This window comes from Xylophilus rhododendri, from assembly GCF_009906855.1.
Lineage (GTDB): Bacteria > Pseudomonadota > Gammaproteobacteria > Burkholderiales > Burkholderiaceae_C > Xylophilus > Xylophilus rhododendri.
The window spans coordinates 1694153-1709036 of record NZ_CP047650.1 but is presented as its reverse complement, the minus strand read 5'-3'; the positions used below and the strand labels follow the sequence as shown (position 1 = coordinate 1709036).

At 70.2% G+C, this 14884-nt stretch carries 13 protein-coding genes and 1 other RNA gene; 8 read left to right on the top strand and 6 right to left on the bottom strand.

Going from position 1 to position 14884, the window contains the following annotated elements; translation table 11 throughout:
• The first annotated feature begins 41 nt into the window (after positions 1-41).
• From pyrC to GT347_RS07710, 6 genes are all read left to right on the top strand, one after another.
• A complete protein-coding gene (gene pyrC / locus GT347_RS07735; protein WP_160551411.1) occupies positions 42-1097 on the top strand; it encodes a dihydroorotase in 1056 nt (351 codons plus the stop codon).
• 2 nt (positions 1098-1099) lie between these two features.
• Positions 1100-1933 (top strand): DUF3025 domain-containing protein, encoded by an 834-nt coding sequence (locus GT347_RS07730; RefSeq protein WP_326830390.1) that lies wholly within the window; start codon positions 1100-1102, stop codon positions 1931-1933.
• Between the two features lie 64 nt (positions 1934-1997).
• A complete protein-coding gene (htpX, locus tag GT347_RS07725; protein ID WP_160551410.1) occupies positions 1998-2873 on the top strand; it encodes a protease HtpX in 876 nt (291 codons plus the stop codon).
• A 158-nt stretch (positions 2874-3031) separates the two neighbouring features.
• Positions 3032-4354, top strand: a complete 1323-nt coding sequence (locus tag GT347_RS07720) for a hypothetical protein (protein WP_160551409.1) — start codon at positions 3032-3034, stop codon at positions 4352-4354.
• Between the two features lie 119 nt (positions 4355-4473).
• Positions 4474-5808: a hypothetical protein gene (locus GT347_RS07715; protein WP_160551408.1), complete on the top strand. Its 1335-nt coding sequence runs from the start codon at positions 4474-4476 to the stop codon at positions 5806-5808.
• Positions 5809-5815: 7 nt separating this feature from the next.
• Complete coding sequence (locus GT347_RS07710) at positions 5816-7768, top strand: hypothetical protein (protein WP_160551407.1); 1953 nt, start codon at positions 5816-5818, stop codon at positions 7766-7768.
• A 13-nt stretch (positions 7769-7781) separates the two neighbouring features.
• Here the strand turns inward: GT347_RS07710 and GT347_RS07705 are convergent, their stop codons facing one another.
• Entirely contained in the window at positions 7782-8405 is a 624-nt protein-coding gene (locus GT347_RS07705; RefSeq protein ID WP_160551406.1) for a flavin reductase family protein, read from the bottom strand.
• 23 nt (positions 8406-8428) lie between these two features.
• Complete coding sequence (locus GT347_RS07700) at positions 8429-10117, bottom strand: NAD(P)/FAD-dependent oxidoreductase (RefSeq protein WP_160551405.1); 1689 nt, start codon at positions 10115-10117, stop codon at positions 8429-8431.
• A 92-nt stretch (positions 10118-10209) separates the two neighbouring features.
• Between GT347_RS07700 and rnpB the strand changes: the two genes are divergently transcribed.
• Positions 10210-10683, top strand: an RNA gene (gene rnpB / locus GT347_RS07695) — RNase P RNA component class A.
• 26 nt (positions 10684-10709) lie between these two features.
• Here rnpB and GT347_RS07690 read toward each other — a convergent pair.
• The gene (locus GT347_RS07690; protein WP_160551404.1) at positions 10710-11462 is read right to left on the bottom strand and encodes an RNA pseudouridine synthase; all 753 of its coding nucleotides are present in this window, start codon (positions 11460-11462) and stop codon (positions 10710-10712) included.
• A 32-nt stretch (positions 11463-11494) separates the two neighbouring features.
• Positions 11495-13147, bottom strand: coding sequence for an MBL fold metallo-hydrolase (locus GT347_RS07685; protein ID WP_160551403.1), 1653 nt, complete (start codon positions 13145-13147; stop codon positions 11495-11497).
• A gap of 91 nt (positions 13148-13238) precedes the next feature.
• On the opposite strand from GT347_RS07685, the gene GT347_RS07680 reads away from it, so the two are divergent.
• Positions 13239-13733, top strand: coding sequence for a CreA family protein (locus tag GT347_RS07680; protein ID WP_160551402.1), 495 nt, complete (start codon positions 13239-13241; stop codon positions 13731-13733).
• Positions 13734-13737: 4 nt separating this feature from the next.
• Here GT347_RS07680 and GT347_RS07675 read toward each other — a convergent pair whose 3' ends face one another.
• Entirely contained in the window at positions 13738-14241 is a 504-nt protein-coding gene (locus GT347_RS07675) for an RES family NAD+ phosphorylase (protein WP_160551401.1), read from the bottom strand.
• Positions 14242-14255: 14 nt separating this feature from the next.
• Positions 14256-14825: a type II RES/Xre toxin-antitoxin system antitoxin gene (gene parS, locus GT347_RS07670; protein WP_160551400.1), complete on the bottom strand. Its 570-nt coding sequence runs from the start codon at positions 14823-14825 to the stop codon at positions 14256-14258.
• Positions 14826-14884 lie beyond the last annotated feature (59 nt).

The following is a 14884-nucleotide window of genomic DNA, read 5'->3' as shown; positions in this document are numbered from 1 at the left end:
GGCCAGGGCGGCAGCGCCGCCGGATGCGAGAATTCCGCCCCATGACCGACGCCTCCCACGCCCCCACCTCCATCACCCTGGTCCGCCCGGACGACTGGCACCTGCACCTGCGCGACGGCGCGGCGCTGGCCACCACCGTGCCGCATGCGGCAGCGCAGTTCGCGCGGGCCATCGTCATGCCCAACCTGCGCCCGCCGGTCACCACCGCGCAGCTGGCCGTCGAATACCGCCAGCGCATCCTCGATGCTCTGCCGGCCGGCGCCGCCTTCGAGCCGCTGATGACGCTCTATCTCACCGACCGCCTGCCGCCCGAGGAGATCGTGCGCGCCAAGGCGGCCGGCGTGGTCGCCCTCAAGCTCTACCCGGCCGGCGCCACCACCAACAGCGATGCCGGCGTGACCGACCTGCGCCATGCCTATCCCACGCTGGAAGCCATGCAGAAGGCCGGCATGCCGCTGCTGGTGCACGGCGAGGTCACCGATCCCAGCACCGACCTGTTCGACCGCGAAGCCCTCTTCATCGACCAGAAGCTGATCCCGCTGCGCCGCGACTTCCCCGAGCTGAAGATCGTGATGGAGCACGTCACCACCCGCGAAGGCGCCCACTACGTGCGCGACGCCGGCCCCTTCACCGGTGCCACCATCACGCCGCACCACCTGCTCTACAACCGCAACGCGCTGTTCATCGGCGGCATCCGCCCGCACTACTACTGCCTGCCGGTGTTGAAGCGCGAGGTGCACCGCCTGGCGCTGGTCGAGGCCGCCACCAGCGGCAGCGGCCGTTTCTTCCTGGGCACCGACAGCGCGCCGCACGCCGCCCATCTCAAGGAACATGCCGTGGGCTGCGCCGGCTGCTATGTGGCCCATGCCGCCATCGAGCTGTACGCCCAGGCCTTCGAGCGGGCCGGCGCGCTGGACAAACTCGAAGCCTTCGCCAGCCTCAACGGCCCGGCCTTCTACGGCCTGCAGCCCAACAGCGAACGCATCACCCTGAAGCGCGAAGGCTGGACGGTGCCCGAGAGTTATCCGCTCGGCGAAGCCACGGTCAAGCCGCTGGGCGCCGGCGAGACGCTGGACTGGGCCATCGCCCGCGGCTGAGTTTGTCCACGCCCTGGCCGTCGCTGGACTGGCAGGCGCCCTGGTTCGCGCCCTGGCGCGGGATCGGTGAGCCGGCCCTGGCGGCGCTGGCCGGCGGCGCCTCGGTGCCCGATGCCATGAACGCCGTCGCACCGGCCGGCGTGCCGCGTTTCGTGTCGCCCGACGCATTGCCGCCGGACCAGGCCTACGAAAGTTTCGTGCACGACAGCCGCAGCGTGCCCAGCCGAGACAATCTGCACGACTGCTTCAACGCCATCGTCTGGTGCCTCTACCCGGACACCAAGCGCCAGCTCAACCGCTGGCAGGCCGCGGCCATCGCCCGAGACGGCATCGCCGGGCGGCGCGGTCCCTTGCGTGACGCGATCACCCTGTTCGACGAGAACGGCGCCGTGTTCAGTGCACCGCCGGTGCTGCTCGATGCGCTGCGGTCGCGCGACTGGCGGGCACTCTTCATCACGCACCGCCAGGCCTGGCAGCAAGCCCGGCTCTGGCTCTTCGGCCACGCCCTGGTCGAGAAACTCGCCGCCCCGCGCAAGGACATCACCGCCCATGTGCTGTGCGCCCAGCAGGGCCTGGCGGACATCGCGCAGACCGATGCCTGGCTGCTGTCCACGCTCGATGAAACCCTGCTTTCGGCCAAGCCCTTTTCACCCCTGCCGGTGCTCGGCGTGCCCGGCTGGTGGCCTGTTCAGGACGAGGCTTTCTACGACGATGCCAAGGTCTTCCGTCCGGCCCGGCCCGCGAACTTTTCCCCCTATGATGGCTCCCACCCCCAGCCCTCGCAGGGCAGCATAAAAACGACGACTCCAGCGAATCTGCGAAACGGCGCGGCTTGAAACGGGCGCAGGGCGTCCGTATCTTCCACGCGCAGGGTTTTTTCGATTTCCCTACGGAGCCTCCATGAAACGTATCCTCCTCTTCGTCCTCACCAACCTCGCGATCGTGGTGGTGCTGGGCATCGTCGCCAGCGTGCTCGGCGTCAACCGCTTCCTCACGGCCAACGGCCTGAACCTCACCGCCTTGCTGGGCTTCGCGCTCATCATGGGTTTCGGCGGCGCCTTCATATCGCTGCTCATCAGCAAGCCGATGGCCAAGTGGTCGTCCGGCGTGCAGGTCATCAGCCAGCCGCGTTCGCCCGACGAAGCCTGGCTGCTGCAGACCGTGCAGAACCTCGCCACCAAGGCCGGCATCGGCATGCCCGAGGTCGGCGTGTTCGAAGGCGAGCCCAATGCCTTCGCCACCGGCGCCTTCAAGAACTCCGCCCTCGTCGCGGTCTCCACCGGCCTGCTGCAGGGCATGACCCGTGAAGAAGTCGAGGCCGTGCTCGGCCACGAGGTGGCCCACATCGCCAACGGCGACATGGTCACCATGACGCTGATCCAGGGCGTGATGAACACCTTCGTGGTGTTCCTGTCGCGGGTCATCGGTTATGCGGTCGACAGCTTCCTGCGCCGCGGCGACGACCGGTCCTCGGGCCCCGGCATCGGCTACTACGCCACCACCATCGTGCTCGACATCGTGCTGGGCTTCGCCGCCGCCATCATCGTGGCCTGGTTCTCGCGCCACCGCGAGTTCCGCGCCGATGCCGGCGCCGCCCGCCTGATGGGCCGCCGCCAGCCCATGGTGGCCGCGCTGCAGCGCCTGGGCGGCATGGTGCCGGGCCAGCTGCCCAAGAACGTCGAGGCCATGGGCATCACCGGCAGCATCGGCAAGCTCTTCGCCACCCATCCGCCGCTGGAAGAGCGCATCGCCGCGCTGCAGTCCGCGCAGGGCTGATCCTTCTTCTTCCCGCAGCGACAGCCGCCGTGCCGCAAGGTCGGCGGCTTTTTCTTTTCTTGCGGCAAACGCGGGACAGGACGGGGCTGCGTTTGGCGGCCGGACGAAACGCGCTGCCGGGCGGAGACTGGCCAGCCTCCCATCCCGAAAGGCCGTCCATGCTGCAGCAAATCGCCTTCTCAGCCACGTTCCCGGCCACCTTGGCGGCTTCGACATCTGGCGGGCTTGCCGCCTTGTTCTCGCCCGACACGCCGCGCTCCCGTGCCGCAAGGCAGGCCGGCAAGCTCGCCACCGACAACAGCCGCGCCGCGCCGCCGCCCGAACTGCAGCCCGGCGCGCAGGGCCTGTCGGTCAGCGAGGAGCTGGCGCGGCTGGTCGAACTCAATGCCATGGACAAGCCCGAGCCCCCCATCACCCTGCCGCCGCAGGTCAACCACAACGTGCCCCCGCAAGACCAGCGCTACATGACCATGCCGCTGCGCGCGCTGCTGACGGAGGTGTCGCAGCGCGCCCTGGGCGAGGGTCCGGCCGACGCGCTGCCGATCGAGAACCCCGGCGTGCCCGCCGAAACGCGCCGCCTGGGCGACATGCGTTTCGCGCTGCTGTTCCAGCCCGGCCGCGAGCGCGACGAACAGCGGCTGCTGAGCGCCGGCCGGGCGCTCTACAACTTCTGGTACGACTACCGTGGCCTGGTCGGCCGGATGCGCGGCCTCCACCCCGAGCTGGAACCCGCGATCGGCCCCTGGGCGCACGACCTGGCGCAGTCGGCGATCCGCCGTGCGCTGCTGATTCCGCTCGACGACGATGGCCAGGCGCAGTACGACCCGGGGCTCTACGGCGCGATCGATGCGCTGGCACGGCGCCCGCTGCAAGACTATCTGCCCGACCTGGAACGCCGCATGGGGCTGCACCGCCAGGGCTTGCTGCAGCAGGAGCTGGGCCTCTTCTTCGAACGCATCGCGCAGCCCGCCAGTCCGGATGTGCCGGTCTCCAACGGCGTGCTCGGCGCACCCAGGAACCTGCTCGGGGGCCACGAGTTCTATCGGCTGCGCAGGGGCGACATCGTCTTCTCCTGCAGGCGCGAGGATCTCGTGGCCAATCTCCGGACCATCCCGGCGGGCAAGCTCTGGCCGCTTCCAGCGCGCACACCCGACATGGTGGCCCACCCGGAGCAGCGCTACGCCATCCGCTACCCCGACCGTGCGTCCGGCACCACCATCCACAACGTCTACTGGCGCAACGAGGCGGGCGTGGTGGCCCGGGTGCTGGTGGCGCTGCACCACGGGGTGCACAGCTTCCGGGTCGAAGGCGACGGGGCCTGGACACCGACCGGCGCCGATGGTGCCAAGGCGCTCGAAGACATGCGTGCCGAGGGCTGGCGCTCCTTCCTGGCGCAGCGCTGGCACGACTACAACCAGGCCTTGCTGCTGGGATGGCCGGGCGGCGGAATCGCGGCGGGAATCGGCGAGTTCGGCGAATAGGACGCAGCGGCCGTCACGGCTGCCACGAACCCGGGACGTCCCGCAACTTCGGCTCGCTCCGCGGACCACGACGGACCGCGCCGGGCACTGAAATTTCTCCCTCCCACGAAAGGCTGACCATGCTGCAGCATGCCGATTTCTCCTCGACCGCCACGGCCCCCGGGCCGCTGGCCCACGCCTTGGCGCAGGCCACCGGGGCGCCTGCGTTCCGGGTCGATCCGCAGGCCCGGCGCCTGGACGTCGACAACAGCCGCGCCATCCCGCCGCGGCAACTGGGCATCGGCGAGCAGGGCATGCCGGTCAGCCCGGAGCTGTCCGCCCTGCTGGATGCGGACACCTTCGACACAAGCGCGACGCGCGACCTTGCCCACACCCTGCCGCCCGAGGTCAACCACAACGTGCCGCGCCACGACTGGCGCTACATGACCATGGGCCTGCGCGAGCTGCTCACCGAGGTCGGCCAGCGGGCCCTGGACGAAGGCCCGCCCGATGCGGTGCCCATCGAGAACCCCGGCGTACCGGCGACCACCCGCCGCCTGGGCGACATGCGCTTCGCCCTGCAATACCAGCCTGGCCGCGAAGCGGACGGCCAGCGCCTGCTCAATGCCGGCAGGGCGCTCGACAGCTTCTGGTACGACTACCGCGAACTGGTGGCCCAGGCGCGCGCTCGCCGGCCGGAGCTGGAGTCGGTCATCGCCCCCTGGGCGGCCGGGCTGGCGCAAACCGCGATCGAGCTGGCGCTGCAGCTGCCGCTGGCCGAAGACGGCCAGGCGCAGTACGACCCCGCGCTCTACACCGCGATCAACGCGCTGGCGCACCGGCCGGTCGAAGACGTTTTGGACGGGCTGGAGCGCCAGGCCAACGGCCTCGAACAGGGCCGGCTGCAGGAGGAGCTGCGCGCCTTCTTCGAACGCATCTCCAGCCCGGCCAGCCCCGAGTCGCCGATCGCCAACGGCGTGGTCGGCGCCAGGAGAAACCTGGTCTGGGGCGCCGACCTGTTCCAGCTGCTCAAGGGCAACATCGTCTTCGTCTGCCAGCGCGAGGAACTGGCGGCCAACCTGCGCACCATCCCCGCCGGCACGCTGCGCCGGATCGATGCGGTGGTCGCCCACCTGCCGGGCCGCACGACGCGGCCGCGTTATGCGCTGCGCTACCCGGACCGCGCTTCCGGCACCACCATCGACGATGTCTACTGGCGCGACGAGCAGGGCACGACCCGGCGGGTGGCGGTGGTGCGCTACCAGGGCCGGCACAGTTTCCTGATCGATGGCGAGACCGTCTGGCAGCCGACCGGCGGCGGCACCGGCGCGGTGCTGGAGGACATGCGCGCCGAGGCCTGGCGCTCCTTCCTGGCCCAGCGCTGGCATGCCTACAACCAGGCCCTGGTGCGCGGCTGGACCGATACCGAGGTGCTGCCGCGCCGGCCGCATCCCATGCTCGACTTCCACGGCTGAGGCGGCCATGTTGCAAGCCTCCGCCATCGCCCTGGCCGCCACGACCGCCGCGCTGCCGATCGCCCACGCCGCCGGCCTGCTGCAGGCCGCGCCTGCCTGGCGCGGCCGCCATGCCGACGCGCTCCCGCGCATCGGCCGCGAGCTCGCCACCTTGCTGAGCCCGGCCACGGCCGATGCGCAAGACCAGGTCTTCACGCTGCCGCCCGAGGTCAACCACAACGTGCCCGTGCACGACCACCGCTACATGACCATGCCGCTGCTGGACCTGCTGACCGAGGTGGGCCGGCGCGCCCTGGGCGACGGCCCGCAGGACGCGGTGCCGCCGCTGAACCCGGATGTGCCCGCCGAAACCCGGCGCCTGGGCGACATGCGTTATGCCCTGGCCTTCCAGCCGGGCCGCGAACACGACGCCAGGCTGCTGCAGAACGCCGGGCGCGCGCTGGACGACTTCTGGCACTACCTGCGCATCCTGCGCTCCGAGGTGTACGACAGCCGGCCCGACCTGGGCCCGGTGATCGGGCCCTGGATCGGTGAACTCATCCACGATGCGGTCGTGCAGGCCCTGCGCCTGCCGCTGGGCGAGGACGGCGAGGCGCAATATGACCCACGGCTCTACGCCGCCATCAACGAGGCGGTGCTGCGGCCCCTGCCCGACTACCTGCGTGAACTCGACGCCCGCCTGTACACGCAGGCCCGTGCGGCCTTCCAGAAGGACATGGACCGCTACCTCCAGAAGCTGGCGCAGAAGCGGGGCCGGCCGCAGCCCGCGGGCCGCATCGTGCTCGACCGGGACCGCCGCGCGGTCCACCGGCGTGCCGCCCCTCCGGGCGTGGACGCCAGCGTGGCCGATGCACGCCAAGGCTCCGCCGCCTACACCCTGCCGACGCCGGTCAACCACAACGTGCCGGTGCATGACCGCCGCTACATGACCATGGTGCTGGAGTCCCTGTTGCAGGAGGTTGGCCAGCGCGCCCTGGGCGGCGGGCCGCCCGACGCGGTGCCGCCGGAAAACCCCGGCGTGCCGGCGGAGCGGCGCCGCCTGGGCGACATGGTCTATGCACTCGGATTCCAGCCCGGGCGCGAGCACGACACGCAGGTGCTGCGCAACGCGGCCCGGGCGCTGGAAGACTTCTGGCCTGTCCTGGCCGGGCTGCGCGACCGTGTGCTGGCGCGCCGGCCGGAACTCGCCCCGGTGGTCGGGCCCTGGGTCGAGCGGCTGGCCAAGGCCGCCATCGACAGCGCCCTGGAGCAGCCCCTGGGCGGGGACGGCCGGGCGCGCACCTTCGCGTCCCTGGACGAAGCCGCCATGGCGGCGGTGGAGCAGCCCGTCGAGCACTATCTGCCCGATCTGGAATGGCGCCTGCTGGTGCTGGAGCAGGACCGGCTGGCGCAGGAGCTGGACGCCTTTTTCGAACGCATCTCCAGGCCGACGGTGCCGGGCACTCCGCTGGTCAACACGGTGGTGGGCGCGAGAAAGAACCTGGTCAGCGGGATCGGCCTGGCCGGCCTGCTGTCGGGCGATATCGTCTTTGTCTGCAGCGAGGAGGAGCTGGTGCGCAACCTGCGGACCATTCCGGCCGGCGTGGTGCACACGGTCGCGCCCTCCGCCGCCCGCATGCCCGGCATGATGCGGCCGCGCCTGACCATCGCCTATCCCTGGCGCAGGTCGGGCACCACCATCGACGAGGTCTACTGGCGCGACGCGGCGGGCATGCGGCGGCGGGTGCTGGTCGGCCTGCGCCAGGGGGTGCACAGCTTCCTGGTCCAGGACTGGTCCGGCTGGAAACCCACCGGCGCCAACGGCGCCAGGGCGCTGGACGACATGCGCGCCGAAGCCTGGCGCGCCTTCCTGGCCCTTCGCTGGCACGAACAGATCCAGGCGCGCGGTCGGGGCTTTGGCTGGCCCGAACTCGATCTGCAGCCGCTGGTGCTGGGCGGCGGCGACAACTACGACGAGTGAGGCCCTGGCCGGCTCAGCCCGGCCGGCGCATCTTGAACAGCTGTTCGGGCGTGATGCCGAAGTAATCCGCCGGCCCGCCGCCGCGCAGAATGGGCTGGCCGCCGGCCGTGTCGTACACGCCGTCCTTCAGCAGGGCGCGGTCGATGTGCACCGCCACCACCTCGCCCAGCACCAGCCAGGCGCCGACCTCGTGGCCCGCCACGTTCTGCAGCGGCACCAGCTGGGTCAGCCGGCATTCGAAATTGACCGGGCTCTCCAGCACCCGCGGCGCGCCGATCACACGCGAGGCCACCGGCGTCAGGCCGGCCAGGGCGAATTCATCGACCTCCGGCGGCACGGAGGCGCAGCTGGCGTTCATCTGCTCGGCCAGGGGGCGGGTGGCCAGGTTCCAGACGAACTCCTTGGTGGCGGCGATGTTGCGCACGCTGTCCTTCCAGCCGATGCTGGAGAAACCCACGATGGGCGGCGTGTAGTTGAAACCGTTGAAGAAGCTGTAGGGCGCCAGGTTGCGCACGCCCTGTCCGTCGTGGGTGGACACCCAGCCGATCGGCCGCGGCCCCACGATGGCGTTGAACGGGTCGTGCGGCAGGCCGTGGCCGGCCGCGGGTTCGTAGAAGTGGCTGTCTGCCTGGGCCATCGTCGTCTGCTCCTGGGGTTTGTTCAGGCGGTGGCGGGCGCGGCGATGTCCATCGCCAGCGCCTCGGCCACCTTCACGCCGTCCACGCCGGCCGACAGGATGCCGCCGGCATAACTCGCGCCTTCGCCGGCGGGGAACAGGCCGCGCAGGTTCAGGCTCTGGAAATCCTCGCCGCGGGTGATCTTGATCGGCGAGGAGGTGCGGGTTTCGACACCGGTCAGCACCGCATCATGGCGGTCGAAGCCGGGGATCTTGCGGGCGAAGGCCGGGAAGGCTTCGCGCATCGCCTCGATGGCATAGCCGGGCAGGGCCGCATGCAGGTCGCCCAGGCGCACGCCGGGCTTGTAGCTGGGCTCGACCTCGCCGAGCGCGGCCGAAGGCCGGCCGGCCACGAAATCGCCGACCAGCTGGCCGGGCGCCTGGTAGTCGCTGCCGCCCAGCACATAGGCGTTCGATTCGAGCCGGCGCTGCATCTCGATGCCGGCCAGCGCATGGGGCTTGCCCTGGGCTTCGGGCGGCAGGTCGAGGTGCAGGTAGTCGGTGGGGAAGTCGCTGGGGTCTATGCCGACGACGATGCCCGCATTGGCATTGCGTTCGTTGCGGGAGTACTGGCTCATGCCGTTGGTGACCACACGCCCCGGCTCGCTGGTGGCCGCCACCACGGTGCCGCCCGGGCACATGCAGAAGCTGTAGACGGCCCGGCCGTTGGCGGCATGGTGCACCAGCCGGTAATCGGCCGCGCCCAGCTTGGGATGGCCGGCATGCCGGCCCCAGCGGGCGCGGTCGATCACGCCCTGCGGATGCTCCACCCGAAAGCCGATGGAAAAGGGCTTGGCCTCGATGTGCACGCCACGCCGGTACAGCATCTCGAAGGTGTCGCGGGCACTGTGGCCGAGCGCCAGCACCACATGGTCGGCGCGCATCTCGTGGCGCTCGCCGCTGGCCTGGTCCAGCACGGTCAGGCCGCGCAGCTGCCGGCCGCGCGGGCCGGCCTCGATGTGCAGGTCGACCACCTTGTGCTCGAAGCGGATCTCGCCACCGAGTTCCACGATCTTGGCGCGAATGTTCTCCACCACCTTGACCAGCTTGAAGGTGCCGATGTGCGGCCGCGCCTCGGTCAGGATCTCGGGCGGCGCGCCGGCGGCCACGAACTCGTTCATCACCTTGCGGCCGAGATGGCGCGGATCCTTGATCTGGCTGTAGAGCTTGCCGTCGGAAAACGTGCCGGCGCCGCCTTCGCCGAACTGCACGTTCGACTCCGGCTGCAGCTCCTTGCGCCGCCACAGGCCCCAGGTGTCCTGGGTGCGCTGGCGCACGCTGCGGCCGCGCTCCAGCACGATGGGCTTGAGCCCCAGCTGGGCCAGCACCAGCGCCGCGAAGATGCCGCAGGGCCCGAAGCCGATGACGACCGGCCGCTGCGGCGATTCGAAGGGCGCGCCGGCCGGCGGATACCAGGCCATGTCGGGCGAGGCGGCGATGTGCGGGTTCTTTTCGTTGCGCTGCAGCAGGCCGGCTTCCTGCGCCGGATCGGCCAGGGCGACGTCGACGATGTAGACGGCCATCACCGCCTGCTTGCGTGCGTCGAAGCTGCGTTTGTGGATGTGCAGGCGGGCGATGGCTTCGGGCGCCAGGCCGAGCGCCTGGGCGGCGGCGGCCTGCAGCGCGGCCTCGTCGTGCTCGAGGCCGAGCTTGATTTCGGAGATGCGGATCATGGTCGTGGGGGCCCGTGACTATCGGGCTGGACAACGCTCCTCTGGTCGGGAGCCGGCTGCCGATGATACGGGCCTGCCATAATCCCGCGCTTGAAGTACGCCGGACCGCCGCTGGTGCTGGCCCGCAAGGGGTGACGATCCGTCGTCATGTGGAAACACCGCACTGGAGGAACGTCCGGACTGCACAGGGCAGCGCAGGAGCTAACGGCTCTCCACCGTGAGGTGAGGATCAGAGCAACAGAGACGAGTCCGATCGCCCATCAAGGTAGCCGAGGTGTTCTATGAAGTGCCGGCGAAAGCCGGCAAGGCAGATGGCGCAAGCCATCTGACCCAGGCGCAAGCCTGGCTTCATAGCCACCCCGGTCGCCGGAGGCGACCGGGGTGAAACGGGCAATCTCTGCGCGCAGCAATACCAAGTAGGTCAACGTCGAGGCGGCCCGCTGAGTTGACGGGTAGGTAGCACCGAGCCGGGGAGCGATTCCCGGCCCAGATTAATGGCGGTCACGCCGCATCTGCCGCAAGGCCGGTGCGGTGCACAGAATCCGGCTTACAGGCGTACTTCATCCTTCTTTCGCGCCGGGGAGGGCAGGCATCAGACCCGCTCTCCTTCGTAAAAATAGCGCCACTCCCCAGGCTCCAGCCCCGCCAGGTTCACCCGGCCCACGCGGATGCGCCTCATGCCCACGATGCGCAGGCGCTCGGCCTCCAGCATCTGCGCGATGCGGCCCACCCAATGGCCCTTGCTGGCAAAGCGCAGCCCGGTCACCCCATCGCTCTGGCGGCTGATGCTGACCCTGGCCGGCGTCATGGCCCGGCCGTCGATCACCGGTGCGCGGTTGAGCCGGTCGAGGGCGGCTTCGCCCACATCGCCCTGCACATCGACGATCACCTCGTGCTCGATCAGGCCGGCATCCTCGGTCAGCTTGCGCCGCACCCGGAAATCCTGGCTGTAGATCACCAGCCCCGATGCGGCCGGCTCCAGCGGCGTCAGGCATTCCTGCATGAAATGCTGGCGTGCCGGGCGGATGCCCGACCGGTCGGCCTGCGCCGAACGGGTTCCGGGCCGCAGCAGCTGCAGCGCCGGCCGACGCCCCTCGGCCCAGGTCTCGAAACCGGAAGGCTTGTGCAGCACGATGGTCACCGGCACCACCGGCTCGGCCACCGCGTTCTCGTCCAGCGTCACCTGCTCGTCCAGCACCTTGGCGCCGGGCACATCGACGACCTGCCCGTTCACCCGCACCCAGCCGCCCTCGATGTACAGCTCGGCTTCGCGCCGCGAGCAATGCGCCATTTCGGCGACGATCTTCGACAGGCGGACGGGTTCGGGCGGTACGGAAACAGGCATCGGAGCGACAGGCGGGCAAAGCGGCAGTGTAGTCAGGGGCTGGCGACCCGCTGCCGCAGCCGCTCCACATGGGCGCTGAGCGAGCGTGCCGCGATCGGCCACAGGGCCGGCGGCGTGTCCTCGTAGGCGTGGCGCACCCAGTCCTCGATGCTGCCTTCGGGCAGCGCCTGCATGGCGGCGGCCACCCGGGCTTCGCGGGCCAGGCGGTGCGCCTTCAGCCGGGCGATGGCGCCCGGGGCGTCGGCCAGCACATGGCCGTGGGCGGGCAGGATGAAGCGGATGTCTTCCTCGCGGCAGATGCCGGCCAGCCGGTCGAGCGAGCGCAGGTAGTCGTCCATGTGGCCGTCGGGCGGGCTGACGATGGTGGTGCTGCCGTTGAGGATGTGGTCGCCGGAGAACAGCAGGGCGTCCTCCTCCAGCACCAGGCACAGATGGTTGGCGGCATGGCCGGGCGTGTGCACGCTGCGCAGCGTGTGCACCTCGCCGCCGTCGGCCGAGGCCAGCACGATGCGCTCGCCATCGGCCAGGGCGTGGTCGGGCACGAAATGGTCGACCGGCCGTGCCGTCGGCGCCGAGGGCAGGCCCAGGATGGGCGGGCGCGGATCGCACAGCGCCTGCAGCGGCCTGGCGCCCGGCGAGTGGTCGGGGTGGGAATGGGTGCAGACGATGGCGCGGATGTCGCCGCCGGCCGCCTCGAACAGGCGGGCGACGTGGGTGGCGTCGTCCGGGCCGGGATCGATCACCACGTAACCGGTGGCGGCGCTGCCGACCAGATAGCTGTTGGTGCCGGGGCCGGTCATCACGCCGGGGTTGGCGGCGGTCAGCCGCCGCAGGTTGCGCAGCAGCGGCACGGCGCTTTCGTGCTGCCAGTCGATCTCGTGCAGCAGATGGCCGTCGGGGCAGACCAGCATCAACTCGCCATAGGCCGCTTCCACGTCGGTGACGCGGGATTCCCGGCCCTGGCGCAGCGCGCCGCGCGGGTGGTAGTGCCACAGCGGCGCTTCGACGCCGCCGTGCGGCGCGCAGGCGGCCAGGGCGCTGGAAGTGTCGGCATAACGCTGCAGGTGCTCCAGCGTGCGGATGGTGGGAAACATCATCGGCAGGCTGCCCGCGGCATGGCGCGACAGGGCGTAGGCGGGCCGCAGCCAGACCGGCTCGAACTGCTCGGTCTCGTCGGCCACGGCAGTCTGGCCTTCGGGCATGCGGGCGACGAGGAAGGCGGTGTCGAAGCGCTTGGGCGAGCCCAGGCTGGTCACCCAGTGCGCCAGCGGCCAGGCCTGGTCGCAGGCCAGTCGCAGGCCGCGTTCGGCGCACTGCGGCAGCAGGGGCTGGTGGCGGTCGAGGGCGGCCACATCGTCGGCGTCCGCCGGACGGCCGTCGGCATGGCGGGCCAGCAGGATGCCTAGTTCCTCGAAGGACTCACGCAGGGCGGCGATGGCCTGGGTGAGTGCCGTGTCGTCCTGCGTGGCGCGGCGCTCCACCTGGGCATGGGCCAGGCCGTCGGCCGCATCGATGGCGCCGCCGGGAAAGACATGCACGCCCGGCGCGAAGCGGGCCTGGGCGGAGCGCCGGGTCATCAGCACCTCCAGGCCGCCTTCGGCATCGCGCAGCAGCAGCAGGGTGGCGGCGGGCCGGGGCTGGACCGGGGCGAGGGCGGGATGCAGGAGTTGGGAGGCACGGACCATCGCCGCATTCTGCGCAAGAATCGGGCGGCCATCATCAGGGCGAACCGCAGGCGTTTCCTGTCCGGTGTCCTGGCTTCCCGGAGATCACCGCATGACCGACGTATTCCGCGCCTCGCGCCCCGCCTGCCTGGCGCTGCTGCTGTCGGGGCTGTGTGTCCTGCCCGGCGCGCGGGCCGAGACCATCGGCGAGGTCGACACCGTCTTCAAGCTGATCGGGCCGGACCACAAGATCGTGGTCGATGCCTACGACGACCCCAAGGTGCAGGGCGTGACCTGCTATGTCTCCCGCGCCAGGACCGGCGGCATCAAGGGCGCGGTGGGCCTGGCCGAGGACAAGGCCGAGGCCGCCATCGCCTGCCGCCAGACCGGCCCCATCGCCTTCGCGGCCGGCAAGCCGCTGCCGGACCAGGAGGAGATGTTCAGCGAACGCATCTCCCTGGTCTTCAAGAAGCTGCGCGTGGTGCGCATGGTGGACCGCAAGCGCAACACCCTGGTCTACCTGACGTATTCCGACCGGGTGATCGAGGGCTCGCCCAAGAACAGCGTGACGGCGGTGCCGGTGGCGGGCGGGATTCCGGCGCGCTGAGCTGTCAGGGCAGGGGTGGGTGCAGGCGCGTATCCAGAACGAGCCGGGCCTGCGAGTTCTGCCGGTATCGACCCTTGGCGACGGCGGGTTCCATCACCAAGTTCCAGCTGAAGCGGGAGACCGCGCTGGGAAAGAGCACGATGCCGTGCTGGGCGAGCAAGCGGCTGCCGAAGGCCTGCTGGCCGGCGCTGGGTGTGCCGGGGATCAGCCATGCGGGGTTGGGCACGCTCTCCGGCGCCACCCGGTGAATCGGACCTCCGATGATTTCCGCGCAGGTCAGCATGTGCGGCTGGGTATCCAGCACCGGAAAACCCGCGTGCACGGCCAGTTCGAGGATGGCCGTGCTCGGGTCGATGGAACAGTACACCGCGCGTTGCCCCCTGGCGTTCCAGCGGCCGCCGAATTTCTCGGCGCCGATGCCGCTGTCCCAGGTGCCTGCATAGATCTGCCGGTCCAGGCGCCAGGCCAGCATGGAGCTGCCCGCGCCGATGTCCGGCAGGGGCATCATCGGATGCTCAAGCATCAGGCATAGACCCCGTATTCGATGCGCCCGAGCAGTTCCTCGACGAGCTGCGTGCCCATGGGCGTTGCCAGGAGGTCTATGGGCTTTTGTCGATCGAGGCCCATGGCGGGGGAGGTGAGCCACTGCACGGCCGTCTCCCGGTTGCCGAGCACCACCGAGGCCTTGGCGACGACTTCCGCGAATTTGAAGGTGCGCCCGCCCTGGGCCACGCTCAAGGTGTCGCCTTGTGCGCCCTTCTTGCGGTGCAGGGTGCGCAGGCTGATGCCCAGGGCTTCGCTCAGCGCATTCGACGACAGCGGCTCCATGGCCTGGGCCAGGTGGAGGATGGAAGCGCTGGGCATGCCGTGAGACACCCAGCGATGGACGTCCAGCAAGCTTTCAGGAATATGCGAAAAAACGTCGCGCCCCCCCAGCATCTCCAGCGCGATGACCAGATGGGGGCCGCTGGAGGCGATGAGCGCGCTGTAGCGTTTTTTCAGTTCGGCCGAGATTTCCGGCGGCCGGTCATCGATGGAGGCCCTGAAGTCGCTTGCTTCAGGCGACTGAAAAACCATTTCATTCACGTTCATGGCGGCACCTGTTCTGCCATTCGGCATTTTTATTTTGCCATATGACGGAATTTTTGCCG

What these genes read in the sequence shown, in the direction of transcription:
- pyrC (WP_160551411.1), top strand. Translation starts at nt 42, where the DNA reads ATGACCGACGCCTCCCACGCCCCCACCTCCATCACCCTGGTCCGCCCG.
- htpX (WP_160551410.1), top strand. Translation starts at nt 1,998, where the DNA reads ATGAAACGTATCCTCCTCTTCGTCCTCACCAACCTCGCGATCGTGGTG.
- GT347_RS07720 (WP_160551409.1), top strand. Translation starts at nt 3,032, where the DNA reads ATGCTGCAGCAAATCGCCTTCTCAGCCACGTTCCCGGCCACCTTGGCG.
- GT347_RS07715 (WP_160551408.1), top strand. Translation starts at nt 4,474, where the DNA reads ATGCTGCAGCATGCCGATTTCTCCTCGACCGCCACGGCCCCCGGGCCG.
- GT347_RS07710 (WP_160551407.1), top strand. Translation starts at nt 5,816, where the DNA reads ATGTTGCAAGCCTCCGCCATCGCCCTGGCCGCCACGACCGCCGCGCTG.
- GT347_RS07705 (WP_160551406.1), bottom strand. Translation starts at nt 8,405, where the DNA reads ATGGCCCAGGCAGACAGCCACTTCTACGAACCCGCGGCCGGCCACGGC.
- GT347_RS07700 (WP_160551405.1), bottom strand. Translation starts at nt 10,117, where the DNA reads ATGATCCGCATCTCCGAAATCAAGCTCGGCCTCGAGCACGACGAGGCC.
- GT347_RS07690 (WP_160551404.1), bottom strand. Translation starts at nt 11,462, where the DNA reads ATGCCTGTTTCCGTACCGCCCGAACCCGTCCGCCTGTCGAAGATCGTC.
- GT347_RS07685 (WP_160551403.1), bottom strand. Translation starts at nt 13,147, where the DNA reads ATGGTCCGTGCCTCCCAACTCCTGCATCCCGCCCTCGCCCCGGTCCAG.
- GT347_RS07680 (WP_160551402.1), top strand. Translation starts at nt 13,239, where the DNA reads ATGACCGACGTATTCCGCGCCTCGCGCCCCGCCTGCCTGGCGCTGCTG.
- GT347_RS07675 (WP_160551401.1), bottom strand. Translation starts at nt 14,241, where the DNA reads ATGATGCCCCTGCCGGACATCGGCGCGGGCAGCTCCATGCTGGCCTGG.
- parS (WP_160551400.1), bottom strand. Translation starts at nt 14,825, where the DNA reads ATGAACGTGAATGAAATGGTTTTTCAGTCGCCTGAAGCAAGCGACTTC.